This is a genomic window from Pseudomonas brassicacearum (genome assembly GCF_918698105.1).
GTDB classification, from domain to species: domain Bacteria; phylum Pseudomonadota; class Gammaproteobacteria; order Pseudomonadales; family Pseudomonadaceae; genus Aquipseudomonas; species Aquipseudomonas brassicacearum_F.
Genome location: NZ_CAKKMI010000001.1, coordinates 183,948 through 208,845, shown reverse-complemented (window position 1 = coordinate 208,845; position 24,898 = coordinate 183,948). Strand labels below are relative to the sequence as shown.

Annotated in this window: 18 protein-coding genes; 11 read left to right on the top strand and 7 right to left on the bottom strand. The window is 58.8% G+C overall.

The window, feature by feature from the left end; all coding sequences use genetic code 11:
* Positions 1 to 4: 4 nt before the first annotated feature.
* From tssG to tssA, 6 genes are read right to left on the bottom strand one after another with little or no spacing between them, the layout of a single operon-like run.
* Complete coding sequence (tssG, locus tag LQ215_RS00890; protein WP_230146982.1) at positions 5 to 1,009, bottom strand: type VI secretion system baseplate subunit TssG; 1,005 nt, start codon at positions 1,007 to 1,009, stop codon at positions 5 to 7.
* Positions 973 to 2,760: a type VI secretion system baseplate subunit TssF gene (gene tssF / locus LQ215_RS00885; RefSeq protein ID WP_230146981.1), complete on the bottom strand. Its 1,788-nt coding sequence runs from the start codon at positions 2,758 to 2,760 to the stop codon at positions 973 to 975. The genes tssG and tssF overlap by 37 nt, the downstream gene beginning before the upstream one ends.
* A gap of 6 nt (positions 2,761 to 2,766) precedes the next feature.
* The gene (gene tssE / locus LQ215_RS00880; RefSeq protein ID WP_230146980.1) at positions 2,767 to 3,177 is read right to left on the bottom strand and encodes a type VI secretion system baseplate subunit TssE; all 411 of its coding nucleotides are present in this window, start codon (positions 3,175 to 3,177) and stop codon (positions 2,767 to 2,769) included.
* Between the two features lie 8 nt (positions 3,178 to 3,185).
* Complete coding sequence (tssC, locus tag LQ215_RS00875; protein ID WP_230146979.1) at positions 3,186 to 4,661, bottom strand: type VI secretion system contractile sheath large subunit; 1,476 nt, start codon at positions 4,659 to 4,661, stop codon at positions 3,186 to 3,188.
* Between the two features lie 25 nt (positions 4,662 to 4,686).
* Positions 4,687 to 5,190: a type VI secretion system contractile sheath small subunit gene (tssB, locus tag LQ215_RS00870; RefSeq protein WP_230146978.1), complete on the bottom strand. Its 504-nt coding sequence runs from the start codon at positions 5,188 to 5,190 to the stop codon at positions 4,687 to 4,689.
* Positions 5,191 to 5,222: 32 nt separating this feature from the next.
* Entirely contained in the window at positions 5,223 to 6,779 is a 1,557-nt protein-coding gene (tssA, locus tag LQ215_RS00865; RefSeq protein ID WP_230146977.1) for a type VI secretion system protein TssA, read from the bottom strand.
* 427 nt (positions 6,780 to 7,206) lie between these two features.
* Between tssA and LQ215_RS00860 the strand changes: the two genes are divergently transcribed.
* From LQ215_RS00860 to LQ215_RS00825, 8 genes are all read left to right on the top strand, one after another.
* Entirely contained in the window at positions 7,207 to 9,270 is a 2,064-nt protein-coding gene (locus tag LQ215_RS00860) for a type VI secretion system tip protein VgrG (protein WP_230146976.1), read from the top strand.
* Positions 9,267 to 10,121 (top strand): DUF4123 domain-containing protein, encoded by an 855-nt coding sequence (locus tag LQ215_RS00855; RefSeq protein ID WP_230146975.1) that lies wholly within the window; start codon positions 9,267 to 9,269, stop codon positions 10,119 to 10,121. Before LQ215_RS00860 ends, LQ215_RS00855 begins: the two co-directional genes overlap by 4 nt.
* Positions 10,118 to 10,888, top strand: coding sequence for a hypothetical protein (locus tag LQ215_RS00850; RefSeq protein ID WP_230146974.1), 771 nt, complete (start codon positions 10,118 to 10,120; stop codon positions 10,886 to 10,888). The genes LQ215_RS00855 and LQ215_RS00850 overlap by 4 nt, the downstream gene beginning before the upstream one ends.
* 70 nt (positions 10,889 to 10,958) lie before the next feature.
* Positions 10,959 to 11,693 (top strand): hypothetical protein, encoded by a 735-nt coding sequence (locus LQ215_RS00845; RefSeq protein ID WP_230146973.1) that lies wholly within the window; start codon positions 10,959 to 10,961, stop codon positions 11,691 to 11,693.
* Positions 11,694 to 11,705: 12 nt separating this feature from the next.
* Positions 11,706 to 13,886 carry a lipase family protein gene (locus LQ215_RS00840; RefSeq protein WP_230146972.1) on the top strand — a complete coding sequence of 727 codons (2,181 nt, stop codon included), beginning with the start codon at positions 11,706 to 11,708 and terminating at the stop codon, positions 13,884 to 13,886.
* Between the two features lie 501 nt (positions 13,887 to 14,387).
* The gene (locus LQ215_RS00835) at positions 14,388 to 15,419 is read left to right on the top strand and encodes a histone deacetylase family protein (RefSeq protein ID WP_230146971.1); all 1,032 of its coding nucleotides are present in this window, start codon (positions 14,388 to 14,390) and stop codon (positions 15,417 to 15,419) included.
* An 11-nt stretch (positions 15,420 to 15,430) separates the two neighbouring features.
* Positions 15,431 to 16,531, top strand: coding sequence for a polyamine ABC transporter substrate-binding protein (locus LQ215_RS00830; protein WP_230146970.1), 1,101 nt, complete (start codon positions 15,431 to 15,433; stop codon positions 16,529 to 16,531).
* A 216-nt stretch (positions 16,532 to 16,747) separates the two neighbouring features.
* The gene (locus LQ215_RS00825; protein WP_230146969.1) at positions 16,748 to 21,349 is read left to right on the top strand and encodes a dermonecrotic toxin domain-containing protein; all 4,602 of its coding nucleotides are present in this window, start codon (positions 16,748 to 16,750) and stop codon (positions 21,347 to 21,349) included.
* A 27-nt stretch (positions 21,350 to 21,376) separates the two neighbouring features.
* Here the strand turns inward: LQ215_RS00825 and LQ215_RS00820 are convergent, their stop codons facing one another.
* Positions 21,377 to 22,921 (bottom strand): PLP-dependent aminotransferase family protein, encoded by a 1,545-nt coding sequence (locus LQ215_RS00820; RefSeq protein ID WP_230146968.1) that lies wholly within the window; start codon positions 22,919 to 22,921, stop codon positions 21,377 to 21,379.
* Between the two features lie 100 nt (positions 22,922 to 23,021).
* Between LQ215_RS00820 and LQ215_RS00815 the strand changes: the two genes are divergently transcribed.
* From LQ215_RS00815 to LQ215_RS00805, 3 genes are read left to right on the top strand one after another with little or no spacing between them, the layout of a single operon-like run.
* Positions 23,022 to 23,663, top strand: a complete 642-nt coding sequence (locus tag LQ215_RS00815; RefSeq protein ID WP_230146967.1) for an FMN-binding negative transcriptional regulator — start codon at positions 23,022 to 23,024, stop codon at positions 23,661 to 23,663.
* A 2-nt stretch (positions 23,664 to 23,665) separates the two neighbouring features.
* Positions 23,666 to 24,112 carry a GNAT family N-acetyltransferase gene (locus tag LQ215_RS00810; protein ID WP_230146966.1) on the top strand — a complete coding sequence of 149 codons (447 nt, stop codon included), beginning with the start codon at positions 23,666 to 23,668 and terminating at the stop codon, positions 24,110 to 24,112.
* A 10-nt stretch (positions 24,113 to 24,122) separates the two neighbouring features.
* Positions 24,123 to 24,794, top strand: coding sequence for a GNAT family N-acetyltransferase (locus LQ215_RS00805; RefSeq protein WP_230146965.1), 672 nt, complete (start codon positions 24,123 to 24,125; stop codon positions 24,792 to 24,794).
* The last annotated feature ends 104 nt before the right edge of the window (positions 24,795 to 24,898 follow it).

Below are 24,898 nucleotides of genomic sequence, written 5' to 3'. Positions count from 1 at the left end.
ATTCCTAATGAATTTTGCTGCCGAGGGTCACCACGCCATCGGCGCGCTCGTGTCCCAACCAACTGGTCCATCCCAAGCGGCAGATGTTCTGTTCCCCGATGCGCAGCTCACGAATGTCCTGCCGGCGCAGGACCAGGCGAATGTCATATTCGAGGGGATCACGCAGGGTGAATCGCACCAGCGAGCACAACGGCTGGTAACCGATGCCGATGGGCAGGAATTCGTGAAACCGCTGCCAGTCCAGTTCGCTGATATGGATCCGGAACTTGCCGCTGCGGTCGCGCACCTGTTCACCCAGCACCAGGTCTTGGCTCAACAGGCTATTGGCGTTCCCCAGGCGATTGCGTTGTTCGCCAAGGATGACCACACGCCGCTCGATGCACTGTTCAAGGTTCAGTTCGGCGTGCTTGAAGTAATAACGCAGCACGGCCTCGATCAGCGCCGCCGAATGAGCACGAAGACTCAGTAGGCCCAGATACGGCAGCAGACGCTTCCAGTTCAGTTGACTGGCCTTTCGAATGTCCTCGCCACCCAGGCCGATCAGCGCAAACAACTGCTCGGAAAACGGGTCTTGTGCACCTCTCTGAAAACTTGCGCAGTAACGATACTTGCGCCAGATCGGCAGCATCAGCCGCTGAAGACGGTGGTGGAAGACGTCGAGGAAATCACGCGTCGGATTGCCATCCTCCTCCCCCAGGGCCTGCTCACCATAGAACGCCGGTAGCGGCGACCCTGCCCCAACCAGGCTGATCAGATTCATGCCCAGGCGCGCCCGCATCTGGCCGTGTTCTTCGAAAAACTCCACACGATCGATGTCGCTGGCGGGGAACCCCAAGCTTGGGTTGGCCTGGAACTCCAGCCGGTCATACAGCGCCTCATCATCCAGGTCTGGGTGAGCCTCGCGCAGCCGATCAATGACCAACAACACGGCCTGAAATAGCGAGTACTCGCGTATCCCTCGCGTCAGCACGCTTATAGAAGCGGCTGCTGGCCCATGCGGGGTGTCCATTGATAGACCTCTCCTTGTGTGCTGTTCACCCGCAGTTCGTGGTACGAATTGAGGCTGGCATAAAGCGCGAAGAATTCGTTGAGGACCGAAGCAAAGACGAACAGGTCGCCCTCGCCGATGTAGCCCTGGGGGTCGATGGTCAGTTCGGTGCGCAAGCCACGAACCGGCAAGCCTCGATGCAGGCGGTCGACATGCTGGTGCCTGATCGACTTGAGCCCATCCAGCAAACGCTTGCTGACCTTCTCTGTCTGCTCGTCGTAGTAGCGCGGAAAATCATAGGTTTCGAGAATCACCTTGAGCGCATTGACGTCCGCCAGTGACAGGTAGTTGAGTGACATGTTGCTGATCAGCTTCCAGAGGACATCGCGATTGAGCGGGGGAGCGAAGCTCGAAGTGACCGGCCCGATGTTGCGGAAACTCAGCGACTCGGGGCTTTTTTCACCGGGCTGGTCGATGTCACCCGGCTTGAGCTGGCGCGGCAGGTTCTGGTTGGTGCACATCAACTCGATCGACAGGGTTTCATGGGGATGAGTGTGCCGGACCCCGAAGCTCAGGCAGGTGTCCAGGCCACCGTGCAGCAATGAAGGACGCTGGCGAACGCTGTAGTAGGGTCGGCTGTGGGGCACATCGAAGCTTGAATCGTGCTCGAAGGATTCGAACGGCACATAGGCCTGATAACCCAGGCCACCGGGGTTCCAGCCAGTGACGCTTTCGACCGAGAACACGCCGCAGTGCTCCTGGTCATGATCGGCCGGCAGCAACAGGTATTCGTCCTGTTTGCTGTCCAGGCGGATTGGCTGGGCGTCATGCTTGAACAGATTGACGATCGGCGTGCAGTACAGCTTTATGTTATCCAGTGTCGGCCGCATCCGCTGGATACCGCTTTTGCCAATATCGAAGCGCAGCTCCAGGCCCCGCATCTGTTCGACGCTGCTGGGGGGCGCAGTCTTTATCACGTCCAGGCCATTGACGTCGACGAACAGGAACTTGTCCTGGAAAGCGAAATATTCCTGCAGGTAGCGATAACCGCGAAAGGTATTCAGCGGATACGGGATCAGCGCTTCTTCTTCGGCAAACCCTACCGGCTGGACACGATCAGCTGGGATCCTGAACATCATGGGGCTGCCATCCGCAGCCCTCAGGGCCCCGCCGGCAGCGTCCAGCGGGATCAGCTCGATACCTTCAAGATTGTGCAAAAGGCTGAGATAGAGCATCTGGCTGATGTAACGCTCGCCGGTCAAGTGCAGACGCAATTGGCTCAGTTGCAGTTCACCCAGATGTCCGTCGCAACACATTTCCAGGCGCAGGCTCAACAGTGACCCTTCCCCTTTTACTGAGTAACTCAACCTGGTCAGATCAAGCGCCAGCACCTCGGTTGGGTAGCACGTCAGGAAACGGCAACGCACCTGCTGCACGGGTTTGCTTTCGACTGGTGTATCACGTTCCACCCGCAGTGCGGGGCCGGACCGCTGCAGCGGATCGAACTGCAAGATGCTGAAGGCCGGCAGCGGCCGCATGTAGTTCGGCCACAGCAACTGCATCAGCGAATGGCTCAGCTCCGGCAATTGGTCATCGAGCTTCTGGCGCAGCCGGCCAGTCAGGAATGCAAACCCCTCCAGCAGCCGCTCCACATCCGGGTCCCGTCCGGGCTGCCCCAGAAAGGGGGCCAACGCCGGGTTGCGCTCGGCGAAACGTCGACCCAGTTGGCGCAGTGCCGTCAGCTCGCTCTGGTAGTAATGATTGAACGACATGTATGGCTATCCTTGTCTGACCTTGACCTGACCGCTGGCGTCCAGGCAGGCGCAAAAGCTGACCTGCCGCCTGACCCCCTCCACATCCAGCAAAGCGTCGATGCTGAAGGACAGGCGAAGCGGATCGGCATGACTGGGTATTGAAACGACACAGACATTCCTGAGGCGTGGCTCGTAGGCCTTGATGAACGCCTCGATCGCCTTGCGGGCCTGGCTCCCTGCGTCGTGCAGGCTCAAGCGCATGTCGTTGAGATCCGGTAGCCCATAATCGGATAGCGTCTGCACGCTACCCGCCCGGGTGCTGAGCATCTTGGCCAGATGCGCAGCCACCGATGTCACGACACACATCTCACGACTCAAACCCGCGCGCTTGTCTGAATCACCGGCCAGGCGCTCGAAAAGGCTGCCATACATCATGAGCGCGCCTACGCCTTGTCCAGCTTGCCAACCAACGACAGCGTGAAATCGGCGCCCATGTACTTGAAGTGAGGCCGTACGTTCAGGCCTATGCGATACCAACCTGGCTCACCTTCAACGTCGCTGACAACGATTTTCGCTGCTCGCAGCGGACGGCGGCCACGCACTTCGGCGCTCGGGTTCTCCTGGTCGGCCACGTACTGGCGGATCCAGTTGTTGAGTTCACGCTCAAGGTCCGTGCGCTCCTTCCATGACCCCAATTGCTCGCGCTGCAGAACCTTCAAATAGTGAGCCAGTCGATTGACGATCATCATGTAGGGCAACTGGGTACCCAGCTTGTAGTTCAGCTCGGCATGCTTGTCCTCGGCGCCGTTACCAAAGAACTTCGGCTTCTGCACGGAACTGGCGGAGAAGAACGCGGCGTTGTCGCTGCCTTTGCGCATGGTCAGGGAGATGAAGCCTTCCTCGGCCAATTCGTATTCGCGTCGGTCGGACACCAGTACTTCGGTCGGGATCTTGGTTTCGATCTCACCCATGCTTTCGAAGTGGTGCAACGGCAGGTCTTCAACCGCGCCACCGCTTTGAGGACCGACGATGTTCGGGCACCAGCGGAATTTGGCGAAGCTGTCGGTCAGCCTGGTGCCGAACGCATATGCCGTGTTGCCCCACAGGTAGTGCTCGTGGTTGTTGGCAACGGTTTCCTTGTAGACGAATGACTTGACCGGGTTCTCTTGCGGATCGTAGGGAGTACGCAACAGAAAGCGCGGTACGGTCAAACCAAAATAGCGAGCATCTTCCGATTGACGGAAGCTTTGCCACTTGGCGAACTGCGGACCTTCGAAGTGGTCTTTCAGGTCCTTGAGGTCCGGCAGACCCGTGAAACTTTCCAGGCCAAAGAACTTCGGACCGGCCGCGGCGATGAATGGCGCATGGGACATGCAGGCGACACTGGACACGTACTGCATCAACTTCACGTCCGGCGAGCTTGGCGACATGAAGTAGTTGGCGATGACCGCACCCACCGGCTGCCCACCGAACTGACCGTATTCAGCGGTGTAGATATGCTTGTACAGGCCTGATTGCATGACTTCTGGCGAATCCTCGAAGTCGTCCAGCAAATCGTCCTTGGAGACGTTGAGCATTTCTATCTTGATGTTTTCGCGGAAGTTGGTGCGGTCAACCAGCAACTGCAAACCGCGCCATGCCGACTCCAAGGCCTGGAATTGCGGGTGATGGAGGATTTCGTCCACCTGGCGACTGAGCTTGGCGTCGATCTCGGCGATCATGCGGTCAACCATGGCTTTCTTGACTGGCTCGCCGCTGTTTTGCGGCTTGAGCAGCTCCTCGATGAACGCAGACACGCCTCGCCTGGCAATGTCATAGGCGTCATCGTCCGGGGTCAGGCGAGTCTGGGCGATGATGCTCTCAAGAATGCTGTAATCAGCGTTGTCCTGGCTTTGCTGCTTTACGGCAGGGGTACTCATGTTTCGGCTTCCTTGGCTGAAAGAATCAAGTGTTCTTCGCTGTGGTGTTCAGACCCAGCTCATCCAGTACGCGGCGGCGGGAATCGTCATTGCCGAGTACGCCTTCGATGGCCTTGCGAAATGCCGGCGCGTTCCCCAATGGCCCCTTGAGCGCCACCAGGGCGTCGCGCAGTTCCATCAGTTTGCTGAGCTCCGGCACCTGCTCGACCAGGCTCGCCGGGTTGAAATCCTTCATCGAATTCACGCGCAGCTGTACAGCCAACTCTTCAGTTTCGCTCTCTTGCTGGAGACGATTCGGTACGCTCAGGGTCAGGTTCAGCTCTTGCTTGGCCAACACTTCGTCGAAGGTCATCTTGTCGATGCCAATCGGCTTGCGGTCCTCGATCTTGCGTTCATCCCTGCGGTGGGTGTAATCACCGATCGCCAATAGTTTCAACGGCAGTTCAATTTCTTCCTGGGCACCGCCGGTGGCAGGCTTGAAGGTGACGTTGATGCGCTCCTTGGGGGCGATCGAGCCGTCTTTGGCCATGACTTTCTCCTTACAATTTTGGACCCTGAGGCCTATTCAATGACCCGTTCCAGGTCGAGGTGACACAACCTGCGATAGGTCTCTTCCTTGCACTCGCGTACAACGTGGTTCTGAGGCAATAACTCGCAGCAGCTATGCAACAAATGCAGTACCTGCAACTCCAGGGTGGGCTCCCAAGTATTCAAGCCTGCATGTCGCAGCGTTTGGTCGAGGGCTTCCAGCTGGACTTTGGCGAGTTCGTATTTCCTCGCCGAGAAGCACAAGCGAGCCATCGCGAACCGCCAGAGAAAACACTCGCGTGCCCCAAGAGCGTTTTGCATGCCTTGCCTGAGTAACTGGACGGCGGGTTTGAGGCCATCCTTGGGCAGGATCGACTGGGCCTCTTCCAGCGTCAGCTCCCAAGGCGCATCGTTGTGGGCGGTATCGATATCGGGCGCCGCACCGGTTTTTTGCAGATGAGGCATGACCTGGGACGCGATCCAGGCCTGCGTGGCCGGATCGGCGAACGGCGTACCGTCATGCCAGCGCAATTCGATAATGCCGGGCAGGCGCTGGATGAATAGCGCGAAATGGACCTCCACTTCATGCATGGCCAACTCGGCGTCCAACCCTTGGAGGCACTCCCAGGCAAGCCTCTGGCCATCGAGCCAGAAGGGTGCCTTCGCCAGACTGGTCTCGATCTCCAGCAGCAGGTTCGCGTAATCATCCTGGTGGAGACGGTCCTGATAAGCCTTGAGTTTGTCCGCAGGCAGTCCACGCAACTGCGTGATCTGCTCGGCGTTGCGCTCGGGCATGGTGTCAATGGTCAGCCAGGTCAAAGTACGATTCAGGCGCAGGGCCCGAACGTCGGTTGCTTTTTGTTTGAACCACCAGATGCATAACGACCCCGCGTTTTCCTGCTGGGCGCGCAGGGCCTTGTAAGCTTCTTTTTCGCTTTCGATAGGAGCGCCAGGCGTGAGCAATTGGGTGGCAACTTGCTTCACTTGGGCCACGACCGTTCCAATAGCACCCGCCTGCGGCAGGTTGTCTGCGGCACGCTGGATCATCGTGTTGAGGCGCCGACACAGCGGGAGCAGCAGAGGCGCGTCATCACCCAAGTGGGCGGTGCAAACGGTATCGAGTCCTTCGAGTTGTTCTGTCAGATGGCGGAACAGCGACAACTGCTCCTTGATCGCAATGTCATCGCCCAACGCCTGCTCCAGGCGCGGCACCAACCAATTGATGGCGGCGGCGCGGGTTCGATTTTTAGCCGGATGGATGTCAGTCCAATGGTTTTTACACAAGTGATGCAAAAGACAGAGACCTGCCAGCAACCCTTGGAAAGACTCACGCTGATACAGCGCCCAAACCAGCCAGGCCGCCACCCGCAAGTCCTTCGACTGGTTACGCAACAGCGCTTCACTTCCTTCACGGATCTTCAGCCAGTCGACGTGGCCGTTTTCATGCATTGACTGGGCTTTGCCCAGCTCGCTTTCCAACGCCTCGTATTCATTCGAAAAACGCACGTCCGCACCCGCAAAACCCTCTTTGGAGATGGGTGTTGTGGCGAGAGCCAGATAATGGGCGGACAGTTTTCCGGAATAAGACATTCACGACCCTGTTAAGAAATTCAGTTTGTTACATGGCGGTTTTGACGACATGGTTATTCAAGGTAAATATTCGGTTTCACTTGTAGGAAGTTTCGCCAAATACAATCAACCCCTCCAAATACTCACGCCGCCCCAACCAGCGGAACGCAGCGAAGAATGCCAAGGTTATAAAAATAAAAAAGTAGGACTTTTCTTTTTTTTTCAAAAAATTTACCTTCACAAAAAATTCCAAGCTGAGTTTTTTTGTCAAGCTCGAACTCCCCATCGAGCCCGCTGAAAATAACTTCAAATTATTTCATTCACACTTCCTACTTGCTGCTAAGGAAACTCCTACATCCCTTTCTTTTTTTACGAGTCTTTGCGCGTTTCCTCATCAAGACTGCTTCAATGTGATCAGGAGTCAAAGCCAACGCCCAAGGACCCGCGAATGTTCCACGCCCCTGATTTGTGCAACTTTCATCTCATCATTCCTGACCTCGAACATGACCTCCAAGTGACGTCCTTCGAAGGCCGCGAAGCCATCAGCACGCCTTATTCGTTCGATATCGAGCTCGTCAGCGAACAACGCGATATGGATTTGGAAAATTTGCTAAACCAGCAGGCATTTCTTGCATTCAACAAACAGGGAGGCGGCGTTCACGGGCTGATCTATCGTGTTGTACATGGCGACATCGGCCAACGCTTGACGCATTACAAGATAAAACTTGTTCCACGCTTGGCTTACTTGGAACACCGCACCAACCAGCGCATTTTCCAGCACGTCAGTGTTCCGCAGATCATTACGTCGATCCTCAAGGAGCACGGCATTCTCGCCGATGCCCATCGTTTCCAGTTGAGTGCAAGTTATTCGCCACGTGACTACTGCGTGCAGTATCACGAATCCGACTTGCACTTCATCGAACGCCTGTGTCACGAAGAAGGACTGCACTATCACTTCCAGCACAGTGAGTCGGGACATCATCTGGTATTTGGTGATGACCAGACCGTATTTCCCCGGCTTGAGCACCGCACCGTTTATAAACTCGGCAGCGGCATGGTTGACGACGAACCGGTCATCCATCGATTTGGCCTGCGACTGGAAACCCGGACCAGCCGCGTCACGCGCCGTGATTACGATTTCGAGAAGGCGACATTCCTGCTGGAAAGCAGCTGTCAGCCCGACGTCGAAAAGATCCAACCCGACCTGGAGGCCTACGATTATCCGGGCGACTTTACCCAGGAAACACGCGGCAGGTTATTGAGCCGGCGGGCATTGGAACGCCATCGCGCCGACTACTGCCAGGCGGAAGGAAAAAGTGATCAGCCGGCACTGAGGACGGGGCACTTCCTGACATTGAGCGGGCACCCTCGCCAGGAATGGAATGATCTATGGCTCCTGACCGAAGTGCATCACGAAGGCAAACAACCGCAGGTGCTGGAGGAAATCACCCCCAGCGACACTGGCAAGGCTGAAGAGCACTTCAATCAGGGCTATCGCAATCACTTCGTTGCCACGCCTTGGGATGCGATCTTTCGTTCGCAGCGGGTTTACCCAAAACCACGCGTATCGGGCAGCCAGACGGCAATCGTCACAGGGCCCAAGGGTGAAGAGATCCACTGCGACCCGTATGGCCGGGTCAAGGTCAGGTTTTTCTGGGATCGGGCGGGGCACTTCGACGATGACAGCAGCTGTTGGTTGCGAGTCGCCTCCAATTGGGCGGGCAACAGCTACGGGGGCCTGACGATCCCGCGGGTGGGCATGGAGGTATTGGTGAGCTTCATGGAAGGCGATCCCGACAAGCCCCTGATCAGCGGATGCCTGACCAACAGCGCCAACGCTGTGCCCTACCCGTTGCCTGCGCACAAGACCCGCACCGTGTTTCGTTCTTGCAGCTCGCCGGGCAGCAAAGGCTTCAATGAGCTGCACCTGGAAGACCGCGCCGGTCAGGAGCTGATCTATCTGCGGGCCCAGCGTGACATGGAACAAAAGATCGAAAATGACAGCCGGCTGGAGATCGGCAACGAGCGGCGGGAGACCATCAAGGGCAACAGCATCACCGTCCTGCACGCCGAGGAACATCGGACCACCGCCGCCGACCGTACGGTCCAGGTCGAAGGCGATGACTACCTGCGCGTCGCCAACCGCCATACCCGTGTCGATCAGACACTGACCGTCGAGGCCGGGCAGCAAATACATATCAAGGCCGGCGCTCATGTGGTCCTTGAAGCAGGTGCATCCCTCAGTTTGAAAGCCGGGGGCCAGCACATCTTGATCGACCACAGTGGCATCTACAGCAGCAGTGAAATCCAGCTCGGTGGCGCCCCCATGGCCGGCGCCACCGCCTCATCATTTACGCCAGGCTTGACCGATCCCTTGGCGGCTCCAGCCCCAGTACTCGCCCCCACTCAACGCGCTCTGATAACGGCCAGCAAAGCAGCGGGATTGGACTTCTGTCCGATCTGCGAGGCCTGCCGCGAGGGTCTCTGCCCAACGGAAGGCGCCGTCGCATGACTCGCTCACTCCCCCATCAATGGTTGATCGAACAGCAACGCCTCGGCCACGCCCTGTGTCTCGCCCTGGACTCAGAAAATGAACGCCACACTCGCCAGGCATTGCTCAAGAACAGTCGTTCCGACCAATACCTGAGCGTGTACGGCCAAACGCTGGTTGCTGACCTCGCTGACGCCGGCCCCTTTGTCTTCACCTTCGATCGGCCCGACGACGAACACATCAATGAATTGCTCGATCGACCGGACAGCCACTGGGGGTGGCTTGCCAGCCTTCCCATAGGCGAGCTGCCTACGCTGGTGGAGCACTGGCGTAAACGGCTGATCATCGGAGAGCGCCCCCATCAGGCGTTGTACCGCTTCCATGACAACCGTGTCCTGGCCCGCGCGCTCAAGCACCTGCCCGCTGAAGCCTATCCGGCCTACCTCGGGCCAGCGATCAGTGTCTGCTATTGGCAGGGCACTCGCTGGGCAAGCACCTATAACCCGGCCCCTGGGACATACCCGGTGCCCGATCCGCCTCTTTGGCTGCAGGTGCCTGTGACCCCGCAGCAAGCGATGCAGACACGCCTGCTCAATGCCCGTCGCTTCCTGTTGGCCGAGCATGTCCAGGCCTTCGCCACACTGGCCGAGCAACAGGACCCGGTGGCGTGGTTGCGCGTCACGCTCGATCAGGCCGAGGCCTGGCACTGGCAGGCGCCCGAGCAGTTGGAGTTTTTACTGACCCAGCACTTGCAAGCACCCGACCAGTCGCTGGCGCCGTATTGGCAAGTACGATCAGATGAAAGCCCCGACGAGCATTTTGAACGGGTGCGCCTTATGGCAGCGGTTTGGCGAGGAGACGCGCCGCTATGAAACAGGCTTTGCGCATCGCAAGTTTGAGCGGCCTGGCGATAACGGCAGGTTGCGCCAACACACAGCCGAACACGTTTACCTTTACGGCAGATTTACCGCCTGACTTTGCCTACCAAGCGGCGGTGTACTACGTGCCCGCCCCAGGGGAAACCTGCACCGTCGAGACCCGATATAACAAGGCGCCAGTGTTCAACAGGGAGTGGCGCAAGGCATACAAACCCGATTCCGAAATCGTTATTCGCCGAACCCGTATGGGTTGCCCGTTGGTGATCAATCGCATTGAGCTCGAAATCAACTCCGCCTATGGCAAGGATTGGGGGGATATCAGTCAAGACTCAGCCAACGTCGTGATTCGCGATGAGCTGGAAGCGCAATACAAAGGCACGTTCAGCGAAGCGGGTGAAAGTACCTTCTATGGCCAATGCCAGTGGTTGTTCCGTACTGCTGGGTCCAAACGACGCATCGTAAAAATCCTCGACTGCAAAAAAACCAACCCACAGGGCGAGCTTGGGCGTGGGCGTCCTTTCTCGGCGTACACCCTCGATCAGCTACCGGGTAAGACCGTGAGGATGAAGATCAAGTTGGCGGACGAGGAAAGACCCGCCATTGGAGACACCTGGGTCAAGGTGCCGAACGGTTGGAAACGCTGCATGGGGGAAAACTTTGAAGATCAAGATGCGTACTGCTTTGGTAACTACAAGGACTTCAGCGGTTTTCGAATGCCAGACGGCCGGCAATGCACCATTTATCCAGGTTGTACGGAATAAGGCCCATCCCGTGACTACGTCCCACTCAAAAATACATGCGCTGTTGCGTAACGCAGGCTTGGGTTGCTCCATGGCGTTAATCGTTGGTTGCGCCAACAAACAAGCGAATACTTTTATCTTTACCGCTGATTTGCCGCCAGGCTTTGCCTACCAAGCCGTTGCGGTGTACGTGCCCGCCAAAGGGCAGACCTGCACCGTACCGGGCGGCAGAAATACAGAGGTCGGGTACAACCTGGAATGGCGGAAAAGTTACCAGCCGAATTCAGAAATAGTCTTATACAGAACGGTCAGCGGCTGCCCGTTGGTGATCTACCGCGTCAAGCTGGAAATCAATTCGGCGTATGGAAACGACTGGGGAGATATAAGCGGAGATTCCGCAGTCGTTGCCATACGCGATGAGTTGGAGCCGCAGTACAAGGGCGCTTTCAATGAATTGGATGAAGGTGTCTTTTATGGTCAGTGCCAGTGGTTGTTCCGTACTGCTGGGCCCAAACGACGCATCGTAAAAATCCTCGACTGCAAAAAAACCAATCCACAGGGCGAGCTTGGGCGTGGGCGTCCTTTCTCAGCGTACACCCTCGATCAGCTACCGGGTAAGACCGTGAGGATGAAGATCAAGTTGGCGGACGAGGAAAAACCCGCCATTGGAGACACTTGGGTGAAGGTGCCGAACGGTTGGAAACGCTGCATGGGGGAAAACTTTGAAGATCAAGATGCGTACTGCTTTGGTAACTACAAGGACTTCAGCGGATTCCAGATGCCGGACGGACAAAAATGCACCATTTACCCAAGCTGTATCGAATAAGGAGGCTGGCGCATGACGTCATTAAAAAACGCACTGGAGTCACGGTTGAGCCATCGCAACCTGAGCTGCCCTGTGGGGGGAAAGTGGACTAGTTTTCAGCTGGTCGATGAGTTCGGTTCCGGCGAACCTTATGCGGCGTTGACCTATGTCGCTATTGACTCCGAAGGACAAACATACCGTGACAGCCTGGATGCCACGGGCACCGGGAAGATCATCAATCATTTTGCGGGGCCAATTGCGCTGTTTTTCGAGGAGAAATATCACGGTCATGAAAAAGTTTATGTTCGTGTTGCGGAGCGACCACACTACCCCCTCCAAATCACCGAACTACAAGTCCGCGCCGAGCAAACCCGCTACCTGAACCCGAACGCCACACGCACCCGGGAAAATCCCGCGCAAGCCTGCGCCGACGACTTCTTCCAAGTGGAAGTACGGCACCTGGTCAAGCACGTCGCGCATTTGCCCCCAGAGGTGTACCGCCATTACCCGCTTCCGGCTGGGCCGGCGCGGCTGATGGGCGAGCATGGCAAACTCGGCGTAACGCTGATGCCGCAAATACACACAGTCCTGGAAGTTCGTCCGTTACGCGCCTTGCGGCCCATGCTGTCCACCGCTCCCGAATTCTGCGCGCTCAACTTGTACCAATTGGCGCTCATGTCGACCCTGACCTATTGCCCCTTCGGCCAGACACCTGACAAGGCTCCGATAAAAACGCCGCTGAACTTTACCGAGCAACCAAGCGTGGGCAACTGGTTCGCGGACGCATTGGCCAAGTTCGATGAGCTCGGGGAGTTCTATCCGGAACAACCAAAACCCTACTACCCGCTGTATGAAGACGTGCCCTACTCCAAACGCTTGGAGATCGTACCGTTCGATCCGGCCCTCTACGCAGTCAACGATCCGGAATTGGGTGTACATCAGGAGCATCCCGCCAAAGTCCATTTTCTCGACGATACCGACAAGGAAGAAGGCACGGATACCCAGGCCTACATCACCCACAACGACGAGCTGGTTCTGATCGCAGTACGTGGCACCCAGCAATCCGCCGACTTCCTGCGGGACGCGGACGCGCTTCAGGTGCCGTTTGAAGAAGGTGTCGGCCGGGTGCATCGAGGGTTCTATGGGGCGGCCCAAAAAACCGCGGCCTTCGTGACGAGCTATCTGGATAGGTTTCATGCGGGGCAAAAACTGCTGATTTGCGGTCACAGCCTGGGAGGAGCCGTGGCGCTGTTGCTCTCGGAGATACTGCGACGCAGAGCGGGCTTCGACTACACCATCCAGCTCTACACCTACGGCGCACCCCGCGCCGCCGACGCCACCTTCACAAAAAACGCCGAGGCCCTGGTGCATTACCGAATGGTCAATCACAACGACCCGATACCCAGCGTGCCCGGCAGTTGGATGAACACCAAGAGCGGTGTTTATGGCCCAGGGTTGGCCCTGACATTCGCCAACGTACCGGTCGGCCTTTCCGTGTTCGTGGCGGGTATCACCAACTTGACGGGCGAGCCCTACGAACACCACGGCATCTTGCGGCACTTCCTGCCGGTGGAATTCGATCGCAAAGAACGGTCTTCGATCCTGTGGATGCCCCAGTGCGACACCATCACCCAACACGCCGCCTGCGAGGTGGCCCTCGAGCAAAAATATGGCTTGCCGAACCGTGCGGCATTGCTGGCCCAACTCATCCAGACCGGTGATCACTTCATGGTCCCCAGCTACATACCCGCTTGCTGGGCGACTTTGCGCCGCTGGCAGGAAGCGCACATCAGCGGAAGCGCACTGGCGACAAAACGCGAACATGAATGGATCGACAATGCACTGGCACGGATTACCCAACAGTTGCGCGATGAAGAGCGCTACCTGGAGGGACGGGGCGCGCCCAATGGGCGTAGCGAAAGCTCCGTCAACATTGCGCTCATCCGTGAGGTCGACAAGATGCACAACACCCGCGCGCGCCTGGCCACGCTGCGCAACACGTCGGTCAGCGAAAAAGACGTCTACGGAAGCTTGTCGGAACAACCCGAGCAACTGGCATACACCCTGGCCCGCTGGCAGGCACACCCGGAAAACCGAGTGGCCGAGCAACTGGCGATGGCGCCGGCCCTGGATGACGACAGTGAATTGATCCGTGGTGGTCACGGGTATGCCATTGGTGAACCGTATACGTTGGATCTTGATTCCATCATTTGATCGATGCGGCCGTCATCCACGCCTTCAGGTCAGGTATGTACCGTGCTGCCGCCTTCGCGAGCAGGCTCGCTCCCACAGGGGTTGGTTGTCGGCGCTCATTCTGTGATCACCTCGGGTTGGTCAACGAAGCTCAGCCTGTGGCGAGGGAGCTTGCTCCCGCTGGGTGGCGAAGCCGCCCCAAAATAGGCTGACGCATTTCTTCGCAAATACCACGTCGGCCGGTTTACGACGGCTGCGCCGTCGAGCGGGAGCAAGCTCCCTCGCCACGGGGACCGAGTGTATTTTGAGATGGGTGTGTAACGTGCCGCCGCCTCGCGAGCAGGCTCGCTCCCACAGGGGCTTGCATGCCCCAACCCCGCGCACACCCGCGCCAACAAGGGGCGATTTACGGTCAAACCTTTTGGCCATTTCGATCCCCTTTTGGCCTCTCCTGCCGTTCTCTGAAACGCCCCACACCGCAAGACTGTGTTCAAACCGACCAGCCTTGCGGAGAACAAAAAAATGCTGACGATCTACTCAGACGATCACCACCTGCACCACGGCCGCTGCGAGTTGATGGACGGCCAATTGATGCCCTGTTTCGAGATGCCGTCCCGGGCCGATCATGTGTTGGAGCGGGTCAAGACGCAGGGGCTGGGGCCGGTGGAGGCGCCGCAGGATTTTGGCCTGGGGCCGATCCAGCGTATCCACAGCGCGGCGTACCTGGAGTTTTTCAAAGGCGCCTGGGACCGCTGGGCCAAGTACCAACGCGACGGCGATTTGTTGCCCTTCACCTGGCCGGCGCGGACCTTTCGCACGGTCATCCCCACCAGCCTGCACGGCCAACTGGGTTATTACAGTTTCGACGCTGGCGCGCCGATTACTGCCGGCACTTGGCAAGCGGCCTACAGCGCCGCGCAAGTGGCCCTAACCGCCCAGGCGGACATCCAGCGTGGTGCGCGCAGTGCCTTTGCCTTGTGCCGTCCGCCGGGACACCACGCCGCTGGCGATTTGATGGGCGGTTATTGCTACCTCAACAACGCGGCCATCGCCGCCCAGGCCTTTCTCGACCAGGGCCATAAGAAGGTCGCGATCCTGGATGTGGATTACCACCACGGCAACGGCACTCAATCGATTTTCTATGAGCGCAGCGACGTGTTGTTCGCGTCGATCCACGGCCATCCGGAGGCGGAGTTTCCGTTTTTCCTGGGTTATGCGGATGAGCATGGCGAGGGCGCCGGTGAGGGCTTCAACTTCAACTACCCTTTGCCGGCAGGCTCAGGCTGGGACACCTGGAGCGCGGCGCTGGAACAGGCCTGTGGGCAAATCCAGGGTTACGACGCCGATGTCATCGTCGTGTCCCTGGGCGTGGACACCTTCAAGGACGACCCCATCTCGCAATTCAAGCTCGACAGCCCGGACTACCTGGCGATGGGCAAGCGCATCGCGGCGCTCGGCAAACCAACGCTGTTCGTGATGGAAGGCGGCTACGCGGTGGCAGAAATCGGCATCAATGCCGTGAACGTTCTTGAAGGTTTCCAAAGCGCCCCATGAGGAATAACAGCATGAACAGACTCAAGCGTTTAATGGCTCCAGCCGTGTGCGCCGCGCTGCTTTGCGGCGCTGTCCAGGCCGAGGAGCGCACCTTGCGCGTCTACAACTGGTTCGACTACATCACGCCCAAGGCCTTGGAGGATTTCAAGGCGCAGAACAGCCAGGTCAAGCTGGTCTACGACATCTTCGACACCAACGAGGCCCTGGAGGCCAAGCTGCTGACGGGCAACTCCGGCTATGACGTGGTGGTGCCGTCCAACGTGTTCCTGGCCAAGCAGATCGAAGCCGGGGTGTTCCAGCCCCTGGACCGCAGCAAGCTGCCGAACTGGAACCACCTCGATCCCAAGCTGATGAAGCTGATCGAAGCCAACGACCCGGGCAACAAGTTCGCCGTGCCCTACATGTACGGCACCATCCTGATCGGCTTCAATCCGGACAAGGTCAAGGCCGCCCTGGGCGACAATGCGCCGGTGGACAGCTGGGACCTGATTTTCAAGGAAGAGAACATCAGCAAGCTCAAGCAGTGCGGCGTGGCGCTGCTCGATTCGCCGTCGGAGATCCTGCCGCTGGCCTTGCAGCACTTGGGCCTGGACCCCAACAGCAAGAAGCCGGCGGACTATGCCAAGGCTGAAGCGCTGATGATGAAGATCCGTCCGTACATCACCTATTTCCACTCGTCCAAGTACATGGCCGACATCGCCAACGGTGAGATCTGCGTGGCGGTGGGCTACTCCGGCAGCTTCTCCCAGGCGGCCAACCGCGCCAAGGACGCCAAGAACGGCGTGACCGTGGACATGCGCCTGCCCAAGGAAGGCGCGCCGATCTGGTTCGACATGCTCGCCATCCCCAAAGGCGCGAAGAACCCGGAGGACGCCTACACCTTCATCAATTACCTGCTGCAACCGCAGGTGATCGCGCCGGTCAGCGATTTTGTCGGTTATCCGAACCCGAACAAGGACGCCACCGAAATGGTCGACCCGGCGATCCGCGGCAATCCCAACCTGTACCCGACCGCCGCGGCCATGACCACGCTCTACACCCTGCAACCCTTGCCCCGGGATGCCGAGCGCGCGCGCACGCGGGCCTGGACGCGGATCAAATCCGGCCAGTAAACGCCGTTGTGGAATAAAGGCCATTGTGGGAGCAAGGCTTGCCCGCGATAAAGCGCTACGGTTTTCCAAAGACCGAGGCGCCTTCATCGCGAGCAAGCTTTGCTACCACCAGCGTATACATAGTTACCACCTGCCCCGTTCCTGGCCTCTCTAGCATGAAAAGCCCGCAGCATCTGGCTTCGGGTTTTTCACGTATCTCGAGACAGGGACACTCAGATGACGACAACAGACCTTACCGACACGCCCCCTTCGTCCGACACCAGCATCAAGGGCGCTCTGCTCAACCAATTGCTCGCGGGCCCCAGCTACCCGGAAGTCGCCGCCGCGCTCCTGCGGGACGCGCTCAAGGAGCTTTATCCCACCCTGGATATCGACCCCTACACCACCGTCGTCGGCGAACCGGACTGGGACATTGTCGACGGCGAATTGATCGAACTCCCCACGCGCTATAAATCGCTCAGCGACTTGCTCATCCTACAATCGGACCGAAACAAACCCACGTTGCTGGTTGATGGCCTGCACTATCTGACCCAACTGCCGCTTACCGTGCCCGAGGTGCATTTGCCGGTGCGTATCGACCAGATCGGATGTTTGATCAACGAACTGGCCCCCGCCATGTTGCCGGCCAACCAGGAGCAGCAGTTGGCTTACTGGAATGCTCCATTCGGTAGTTATGGTCCGCGTTGGCATGAGTTCTCCAGCACGTTGCGCAAGCTCTGGGACGTCAAGCAAGTCCAGGGCTGGACGGCGACGGAATGCGACATGGCCCGGCAGTTGTTTCTCTACCCCTCCCTGCGAGACCGCAAGGACAAATACGACAGCCACGCGTATCTGATCGACCTTTACCGGGTCGACGACGACCAGGTAAGCCGCATCATTGAGAATTCTGTGGTGGTGCTGATCGGTTCGATCGATAACAAGGAAGTCATCCTTGCCCATTCATTGGTCAACGGCTATGAGAAGTTCGAGTCCCTACAGGCATTGGAACAATCCCTTACCGCTCATCTGGGCGCCTTGGGCCAGGCCACGACAATCCGGTGGCAACTCTATGAGCCCAGCGGCAACATTTTCGACAGCAAAGCCTGCGGGATCATCGCCGTACAAGCGAAGATCGTCGGCTCTCCCCTTACCGAGCAATACCTGACCCTCACAGAAAACGAACCTTCCACCAGCGGACTGAGCACCGGGCCTGGCGAGGGCTGGTTTCAAGACAGGTTACCCGAGTGGCTACAGACAGCGCCGGTACCCGACCAGATCCTGTTTGCCCAATACATGAAGAACCTGTCGGCGCTGAGCATCTCCCAGGTTGGCAAAACCTACCTGGACGGTATTCCACCCATCAAGGAATACGCGGCGCATGCCTTGAAGACGCAGATGCGCGCCGATCACGCCGACGCCTCGACGCTGGATCCGGAAAAAATCGAAATAAGCATAGAGAGCCTGGTTGTCTGGGGGACTTTCGTCGTGCCCTTCAAGTTGGACACCACTCGGTTCAACCTCGTCGAACTGGCCCTGCAAAACCTGATTGCCGTTCCATCGGGCAACAAGACCGTCAGGTCCCTCGACGGGGCCGAGTTGCCCGATTGGATGACTGTCGATTACGTTGAAAATCTCATCACCCAAGTCGATATCGGTCGCGTCTACCCCGGGCTGATCAAGCGCAAACTACTGGACGACCCGGCAGAATCGGCCCGCCGCGAAACCTTGTACATCTCGCAATTACGCATACAACTGCCCCTGCTCGCGCTGGAGGGAAAACTGCGCGGGATAGGCGATATCGATGAGTGGGGTTGTCGTTATGTCGCCGCACTGATGGAACCTGAGGAAGCCGACCGCAAAGTGGACGGGCAAGCTGTCGTGCTGCGCAAACTGGCCTTCGTGCCCGAGCTGCAGTTGGGGGTTTCGCAGGATATCGTTGCCAATATGTTCGTGATCGGCCCACAGACGCTGGGTGACGGTCCTTGCCTGCTTTATCGTCCGTTGTTGGAACCACAGCTGTGGCAGTTCCCCTCTTTCAGCAACTTGTTGTATGCGATCCGGCAAACCGACGCCTTGCGCCAGTCAGTACTCGCCTGGCTGCCTGACGGCGTCCGGGAAACCTACAGCCGTGACGTATTCCCCGGCGCGCTCCCGTCCCCTTGGACCGTCGTGGAATTCCTTGTAGACCCACTCTCATCGATGGTCAACAGTGGCCCCATCCGTCTCAGCGAGGAAACCCTGGGCAACGATTTCCTGCCGCTGTTATACAAAGCCAATGCCAACGCCTTGGTCACGCTTGCCGACCATCAGTCGGTCTCCAATAGCGAAAGCCGGTGGGCGACGTTCAAACAAGCGGGTTGGCTGATTCTCAACTTGGCGCTGCCCTACCTCGGCACCACGGCGAACACCGCCACTTGGCTCTGGCAAATTTTCAACGACCTCGAACAATTGACGCAAAGCGACGAGGCCTCAGACCAGAACACCAAATGGGAAGCTTTCGTTGATCTGCTGCTGAACGTGTCGTTAGGCATCATCAATTACACCGCCGGGCGCAGCAGGGCAGGCCAACGCAAACTGGCGACAGAAGCCCCGGAAATTGCCCCTGAGCCAAGCCTGCCCCTGCCCAAGCCTAAACTGACTATCGAGACCCTCGTTCCACTCACCGAACCCGCATTGGCGCAAGAGCATTACGGGGTCATCCATACCAGCGGCGCCCTGATGGGCAAATCGAGCAAAGACGTCAAGCTCCTCGATAGCTTCCGCATCGACACGCCCAGCGACCTCGCAGAGCCCGAAACCGAGGGCGCACTCAAGGGGCTCTATGAGAAAGACGGAAACTGGTACGCGAAGATGGCCGGAGAATGGTTCGAGGTGTCCGTAGAAGGTGACCAAGTCTCCATTGTCCGTGGCACGCGCACCGGCCCACCTCTGGTCCATGACGTCCATGACCAATGGGTAGTCGATAACCGCTTGCGTTTACGCGGTGGCGGATCAAAAGGTGTCAGGCGCAGGGTTATCGCCCATGCACAACGCCGCAACATTGAACTGCTTGCCCAACTCAACCAGTTCGAGGAAAAGAAACCGCAGACGCAGAAGTTGTTGACCATGCAAGCGCAGGAAATGGAGCAGGCTTCGGGCTCAACCAAGGACATCAAGCGCGAGACCTATTTAGCGACCTTGGAGTCACAGCGGGAAAACTACGAGCAAGCACTCAAGACCCTGCTTGAATGGCCGGTTTTCCAGTCAAGACCCGACTATCCTCGGATCGGCCTTGGCTACCTGAACGCGCAAGTCAACTTCACCTTCGCAGAAATGGACGCACTTCGAGAGCGCTTCAGCCCGGCCCTGAGCGAGGCCATGCGCATGATCACAGCCAAGGTCAAGACATCTGAGCAGCAGCATGTTGATGCGGCCAACAACATGATCAGCGCCGCTGGGGACATGATCGAGCGCCTGGACTATATGGAGACGCGTTTTTCCAAGCTCAAGGAGCTCGGGCGCGAAGGCTTTGAGTTTGTCCGGCAGCACCGCGGAAAAATGCCTGTCTACAAAAGCGACGATCTGCAGCTTATCCAGCTAGAGATGTATCGCCATCTTTGCCTGTCCCTGGAAAGCGTCAACACGATGCCTGAGGGCTGGTTGGAAATTAACCAGTTGGTCGACAACGCCACGGTGGCTTTCCAAAGCCTGCGAGACGCCATCGATGAGCGAAGCGTAATCCGGCTGGACGAGCAAATCGACGCGATTGGCAGCCTGACGGAACAGTTCGCCGCCATTGAAGAACATCTCAATTACATGGGCAGCGAATACAAGGACAGCGCCAACCCTGAGCAAGTCCAGCGCATGGTCAAGCTGGTCAAAAGCTGTAAAAAACGGGCATTGCGGCATCTGGCACAGGCACTCGATGAGCGAAGCGGCCGACGTAGGGCCGACACCCCCTATGAGCAACGCCCACGAACCAGGAAAAAATTCATCAGGGCCCGCTTCTGGGGCTTCGTCAGCGGTGAGCCTCGGTTATCCGGGCTGCGCGAAGAAACGGACTGGGTGGATGTGAAGAATCCGTTCTCGGACGAAATCATCATCACGTTCCACCGCAAGGAAACTGGCGAATGGGCCCCCCATGAACCACCCAACACCGCACCGTTGCCGATACCTGCGCTGCAAACGAGCATTCGCAAAGGCCAGGCCCTGATCGATGGCCTGGGTGAATTCAAGGCGCAAATCGAACGCGACCTGAAGCAGCCCAACCGAACGCCTGCCGGTATTGCCATGATCATGAACGCACATGCCAGCAGGATGGCGAAAGTCGGCATCGCGCTCAAAGCAGCCCTCGATCAGGCACAGAGCGTTGCCACAAACGAAACGATCGAACTGTCGCCGCAAGAACAGCGTTCGGTCGATGCCCTGCGATTGCAGCTCAAGAAAGAATCGATGGCACTGTACGCGCAGGAGTTCGAGACCGTACTGAACATCATCAAGCAGAGCCCGCCTACCATGAGTGGCGTGACCTGGCTAAAAGACCGAAATCGCATCTCCATCGCCAAGCGGATAAATCGACAGCGGATCAAGACGCCAATACAGGGTTATCTTGATCGTTATGAGATCACCGACAAAAAGACCGACAAACCGCTCTGGTTCGCGGATTTTCTTTACTCCACCAACTGGGTGCCCGCCCGAACGTTCCTTTCGGCACGCCTGAAAACGGTCGAGCAAATCAATGCTGGAATGACCGAGCCTTCTACCCGGGGCTTGAGCCAACGTCAGTTGATCGATCATTACCGCAGCGAAATCGCCGTGGATCAGGCCCAGCAGCTGTTTTTTTCAAAAGAACGGTCTTGAAACGGACTGAAATACGGCTGCGAGCCCTCAGACTTTCCAGGCCTTGGACAGGTTCGCCAGCGCGGTGCCAATCGCCGCTGGCGCAACCGCCGCAAAACCCAACACCAGACCGGCACGCACTTGCGATGGTGTGGTGGGCAGCCAGTAGCCGCTCAGGCCGTTGATCTCGACCCCGACGCTCGTCGCCTGAGCAATCAGTTCATGCTCACGCTCGATACTCGCCACAGGCACCGTGACATGCAGCCCGGCTACCACCGTGGGCATGGCCCCCACCCCCACAACGGCCTTGGGCCACCCCGCCAGCAACGCATCACGCCGAACCAGGGCGGCCCTGCGCATACGCCGGATATGCCGCTGGAAATGCCCCGCGGCCATGAACTCGGCCATTACGGCCTGGGTGCTGACTTCCGAGTGGCGTACGTCCACGGCGCGCCGTCGGGCGAAGGCGTTGACCAGGCCGGGCGGCAATACCAGGTAACCCAGGCGCAGGGCCGGGAACGCCACTTTGCCGAACGTGCCGACATAAAGCACCCGCCCCTGGCGATCCAGCGCCGCCAAGGGCGCCAGCGGCGCGCCGCTGTAGCGGTACTCGCCATCGTAGTCATCCTCGACGATCCAACCGTCGTTGCGCTCGGCCCAGGCCAACAACTCCAGCCGTCGTGGCAGGCTCATGACCACCCCGGTCGGGTATTGATGGGACGGGGTGACATAGGCCAGCCGACAGTGGCTCAACGTACCCAGCGCGGCGCAATCCAAGCCATCGCCATCGACCGGCACGCCTCTGACGTCGGCACCGGCAACGGCGAACGCATGCCCGGCGGCGCGATAGCCGGGGTTTTCCACCGCCACGACATCGCCCGGGTCCACCAACAGCTGTGCACAAAGGCTAATCCCCTGCTGTGCGCCGCTGGTGATCACAATTTGTTCAGCCGTGCAGTGCAGCCCCCGGGAGCTGCGCAAGTACGCTGCGATCAGCCCGCGCAAACGCGCATCCCCTTGGGAATCGCCATAACACAACTGCTGCAGATCCGGCTTGCGCCAGAAAGCCGCATTCAGCTTGGCCCAGACGTCAAACGGGAACAGATCGAAAGCCGGTACACCCACCCTGAACGCCCGCGGCGGGCCACTGGGCGGCTGGGCCAAATGGTGTTTTTCGACGCGGTTTAGCCCGCTGCTGTGGATAACTTTACTGGATGGAACCACAGGTAAATCGAGCCAATCTGTGGATAAAGCTGTGGGTAAGCCTGTTGAAAACCCTGTGGATACTTTTGTGGATATGTTTTTCAGCGGCAACGTCGTCGAGGACAGTTTCGCCACATAGGTGCCGTCACCGACCCGCCCTTCGATGAAACCCTCGGCGTAGAGCTGGTCGTAGGCCCGCACCACGCTATTGCGCGAGATCGACAAGGCCGCCGCCAGGTCTCGGCTGGCCGGCAGGCGCGTGCCGCTGGCCAGGCGCCCATCGAGCACCCGGGCACGCAACGCCTGGTACAGCTGGCGGCTGAGCCCCTGGCGGCGATCCAGCTCGATGCCTGCGGGGTTGAACGACAATGGCGGCGCGGCGTGATGCATGACAGCCCTCGCGAATGGACCTATCGAATTGGCCGGAAGTGGCTCTTACAACAGACCAATAGCCTGCCTAGGATGCTCGCATTCGCCAAGGAAAATCATCATGTACAACCCCAAAGCCTTTGCCGTCCAAGACCTGCCCGAACTGCACCAGATGATCGGCGAGTGCCGCCTGGCCGTCTTGGTCACCCAAGGTGAACACGGTTTGCAGGCCAGTCACTTGCCGCTGTTGCTGGACACGCAACAAGGGCCGAACGGAAGCCTCTACGGCCACATGGCCCGGGCCAATCCACAATGGCGCGACCTGGAAGCCGGTGCCGAAGCCCTGGTGATCTTCGCCGGGGCCGATGCCTATGTCAGCCCAGGCTTGTACCCGAGCAAGGCCGAACACGGCAAAGTCGTGCCGACCTGGAACTACGTGGCCGTACACGCCTATGGCAGGGCCGAGGTGTTCAGCGACGCTCATCGGCTGCGCAACCTGGTGGGCGCCCTCACCGACCGTCACGAAAACGCTCGCGAACAGCCGTGGAAGATCGATGATGCACCGCCCGAGTACATCGACAGCATGCTCAAGGCCATCGTTGGCTTCGCCCTGCCCATCCAGCGCCTGGAAGGCAAGCGCAAGCTCAGCCAGAACCGTAGCCCCGCGGATGCCGCCGGCGTACGCAACGGCCTCGCCGCCAGCCCCGACCCTCAAGACCGGGCGCTCGCCCACCTGATGCCTGAACAATCGTCCAAGGAGTGAACATGAGCCAACCTGAAATCCGCCGCGTCAGCGCCGACGATCACGCCGCCTGGCTGCCGCTGTGGCAAGCCTACCTACGGTTTTATAAGACCGAGTTGCCGGACGCCGTCAGCCAAAGCACCTGGCAGCGCTTGCTCGATGAGCATGAACCGACCCATGCTGCCCTCGCCTGGGATGGCGACACGGCAGTGGGCCTGGTGCACTTCATCTATCACCGTTCGAACTGGAGCATCGAGAACTCCTGCTACCTGCAAGACCTGCTGGTAACGGAACAGAGCCGTGGCACTGGCGTGGGTCGCCAGCTCATCGAATTCGTCTACGCCACGGCCAAGGCCGATGGTTGCTGCAAGGTGCACTGGCTGACCCACGAAACCAACGCCACGGCGATCCAGCTCTACGAGCGCATCGCCGAACGCCCAGGCTTCATTCAATTTCGCAAAGCCCTTTAAGGAGCGCAGCATGTCGACTTCACTCGCCGATTGGAAAGGTGTCCCGGCGCCCTCTGCACAGGTGCTCGAAGGGCGTTTCATCCGCCTGGAAAAACTCGATCCGGCGCGCCATGCCGATGGCCTCTGGCAAGCCCTCGAAGGCCCCGGTGCCGATCCAAAACTCTGGGATTACTTGCCCTATGGTCCGTTCTCGGATCGCGGTGCTTTCGATGCCTGGCTGAACAACCATGCGGCCAACACCGACCCGTATTTCTTCAGCGTGATCGACCGCGCCAGCGGCGAGGTGCAGGGGATTCTCAGCCTGATGTCCATCGTCCCGGCCCAGGGCCGCATCGAGATCGGCCACGTGACCTTCGGCGCGCCGATGCAGCGTTCGCCAAAAAGCACCGAGGCGGTCTATCTGCTGGCCAAGGAGTCCTTCGCCCTGGGCTATCGCCGCCTGGAGTGGAAGTGCAACAACGGCAATGCCCGCTCCAAATACGCAGCCGAGCGGCTGGGGTTCACGTTCGAAGGGGTGTTTCGCCAGCACATGGTGGTCAAGGGCCAGAACCGCGACACCGCGTGGTACTCGATACTGGACTCGGAGTGGCCGGCGATCGCCGCGGGCTTCGAGCGCTGGTTGAGTGAGGACAATCAGCGCGAGGGTGGGCAAGTGCGCGGGTTGGTGGAGTGTCGGGCATAGGTATCGCACCTGACGCTCCGCCATCGCGAGCACGCCCGCTCCCACAGGGATCTGTTGTGGACCTGGTCAAGTGGTCATCACAGATTTGACTGGGGGAGCGAGCG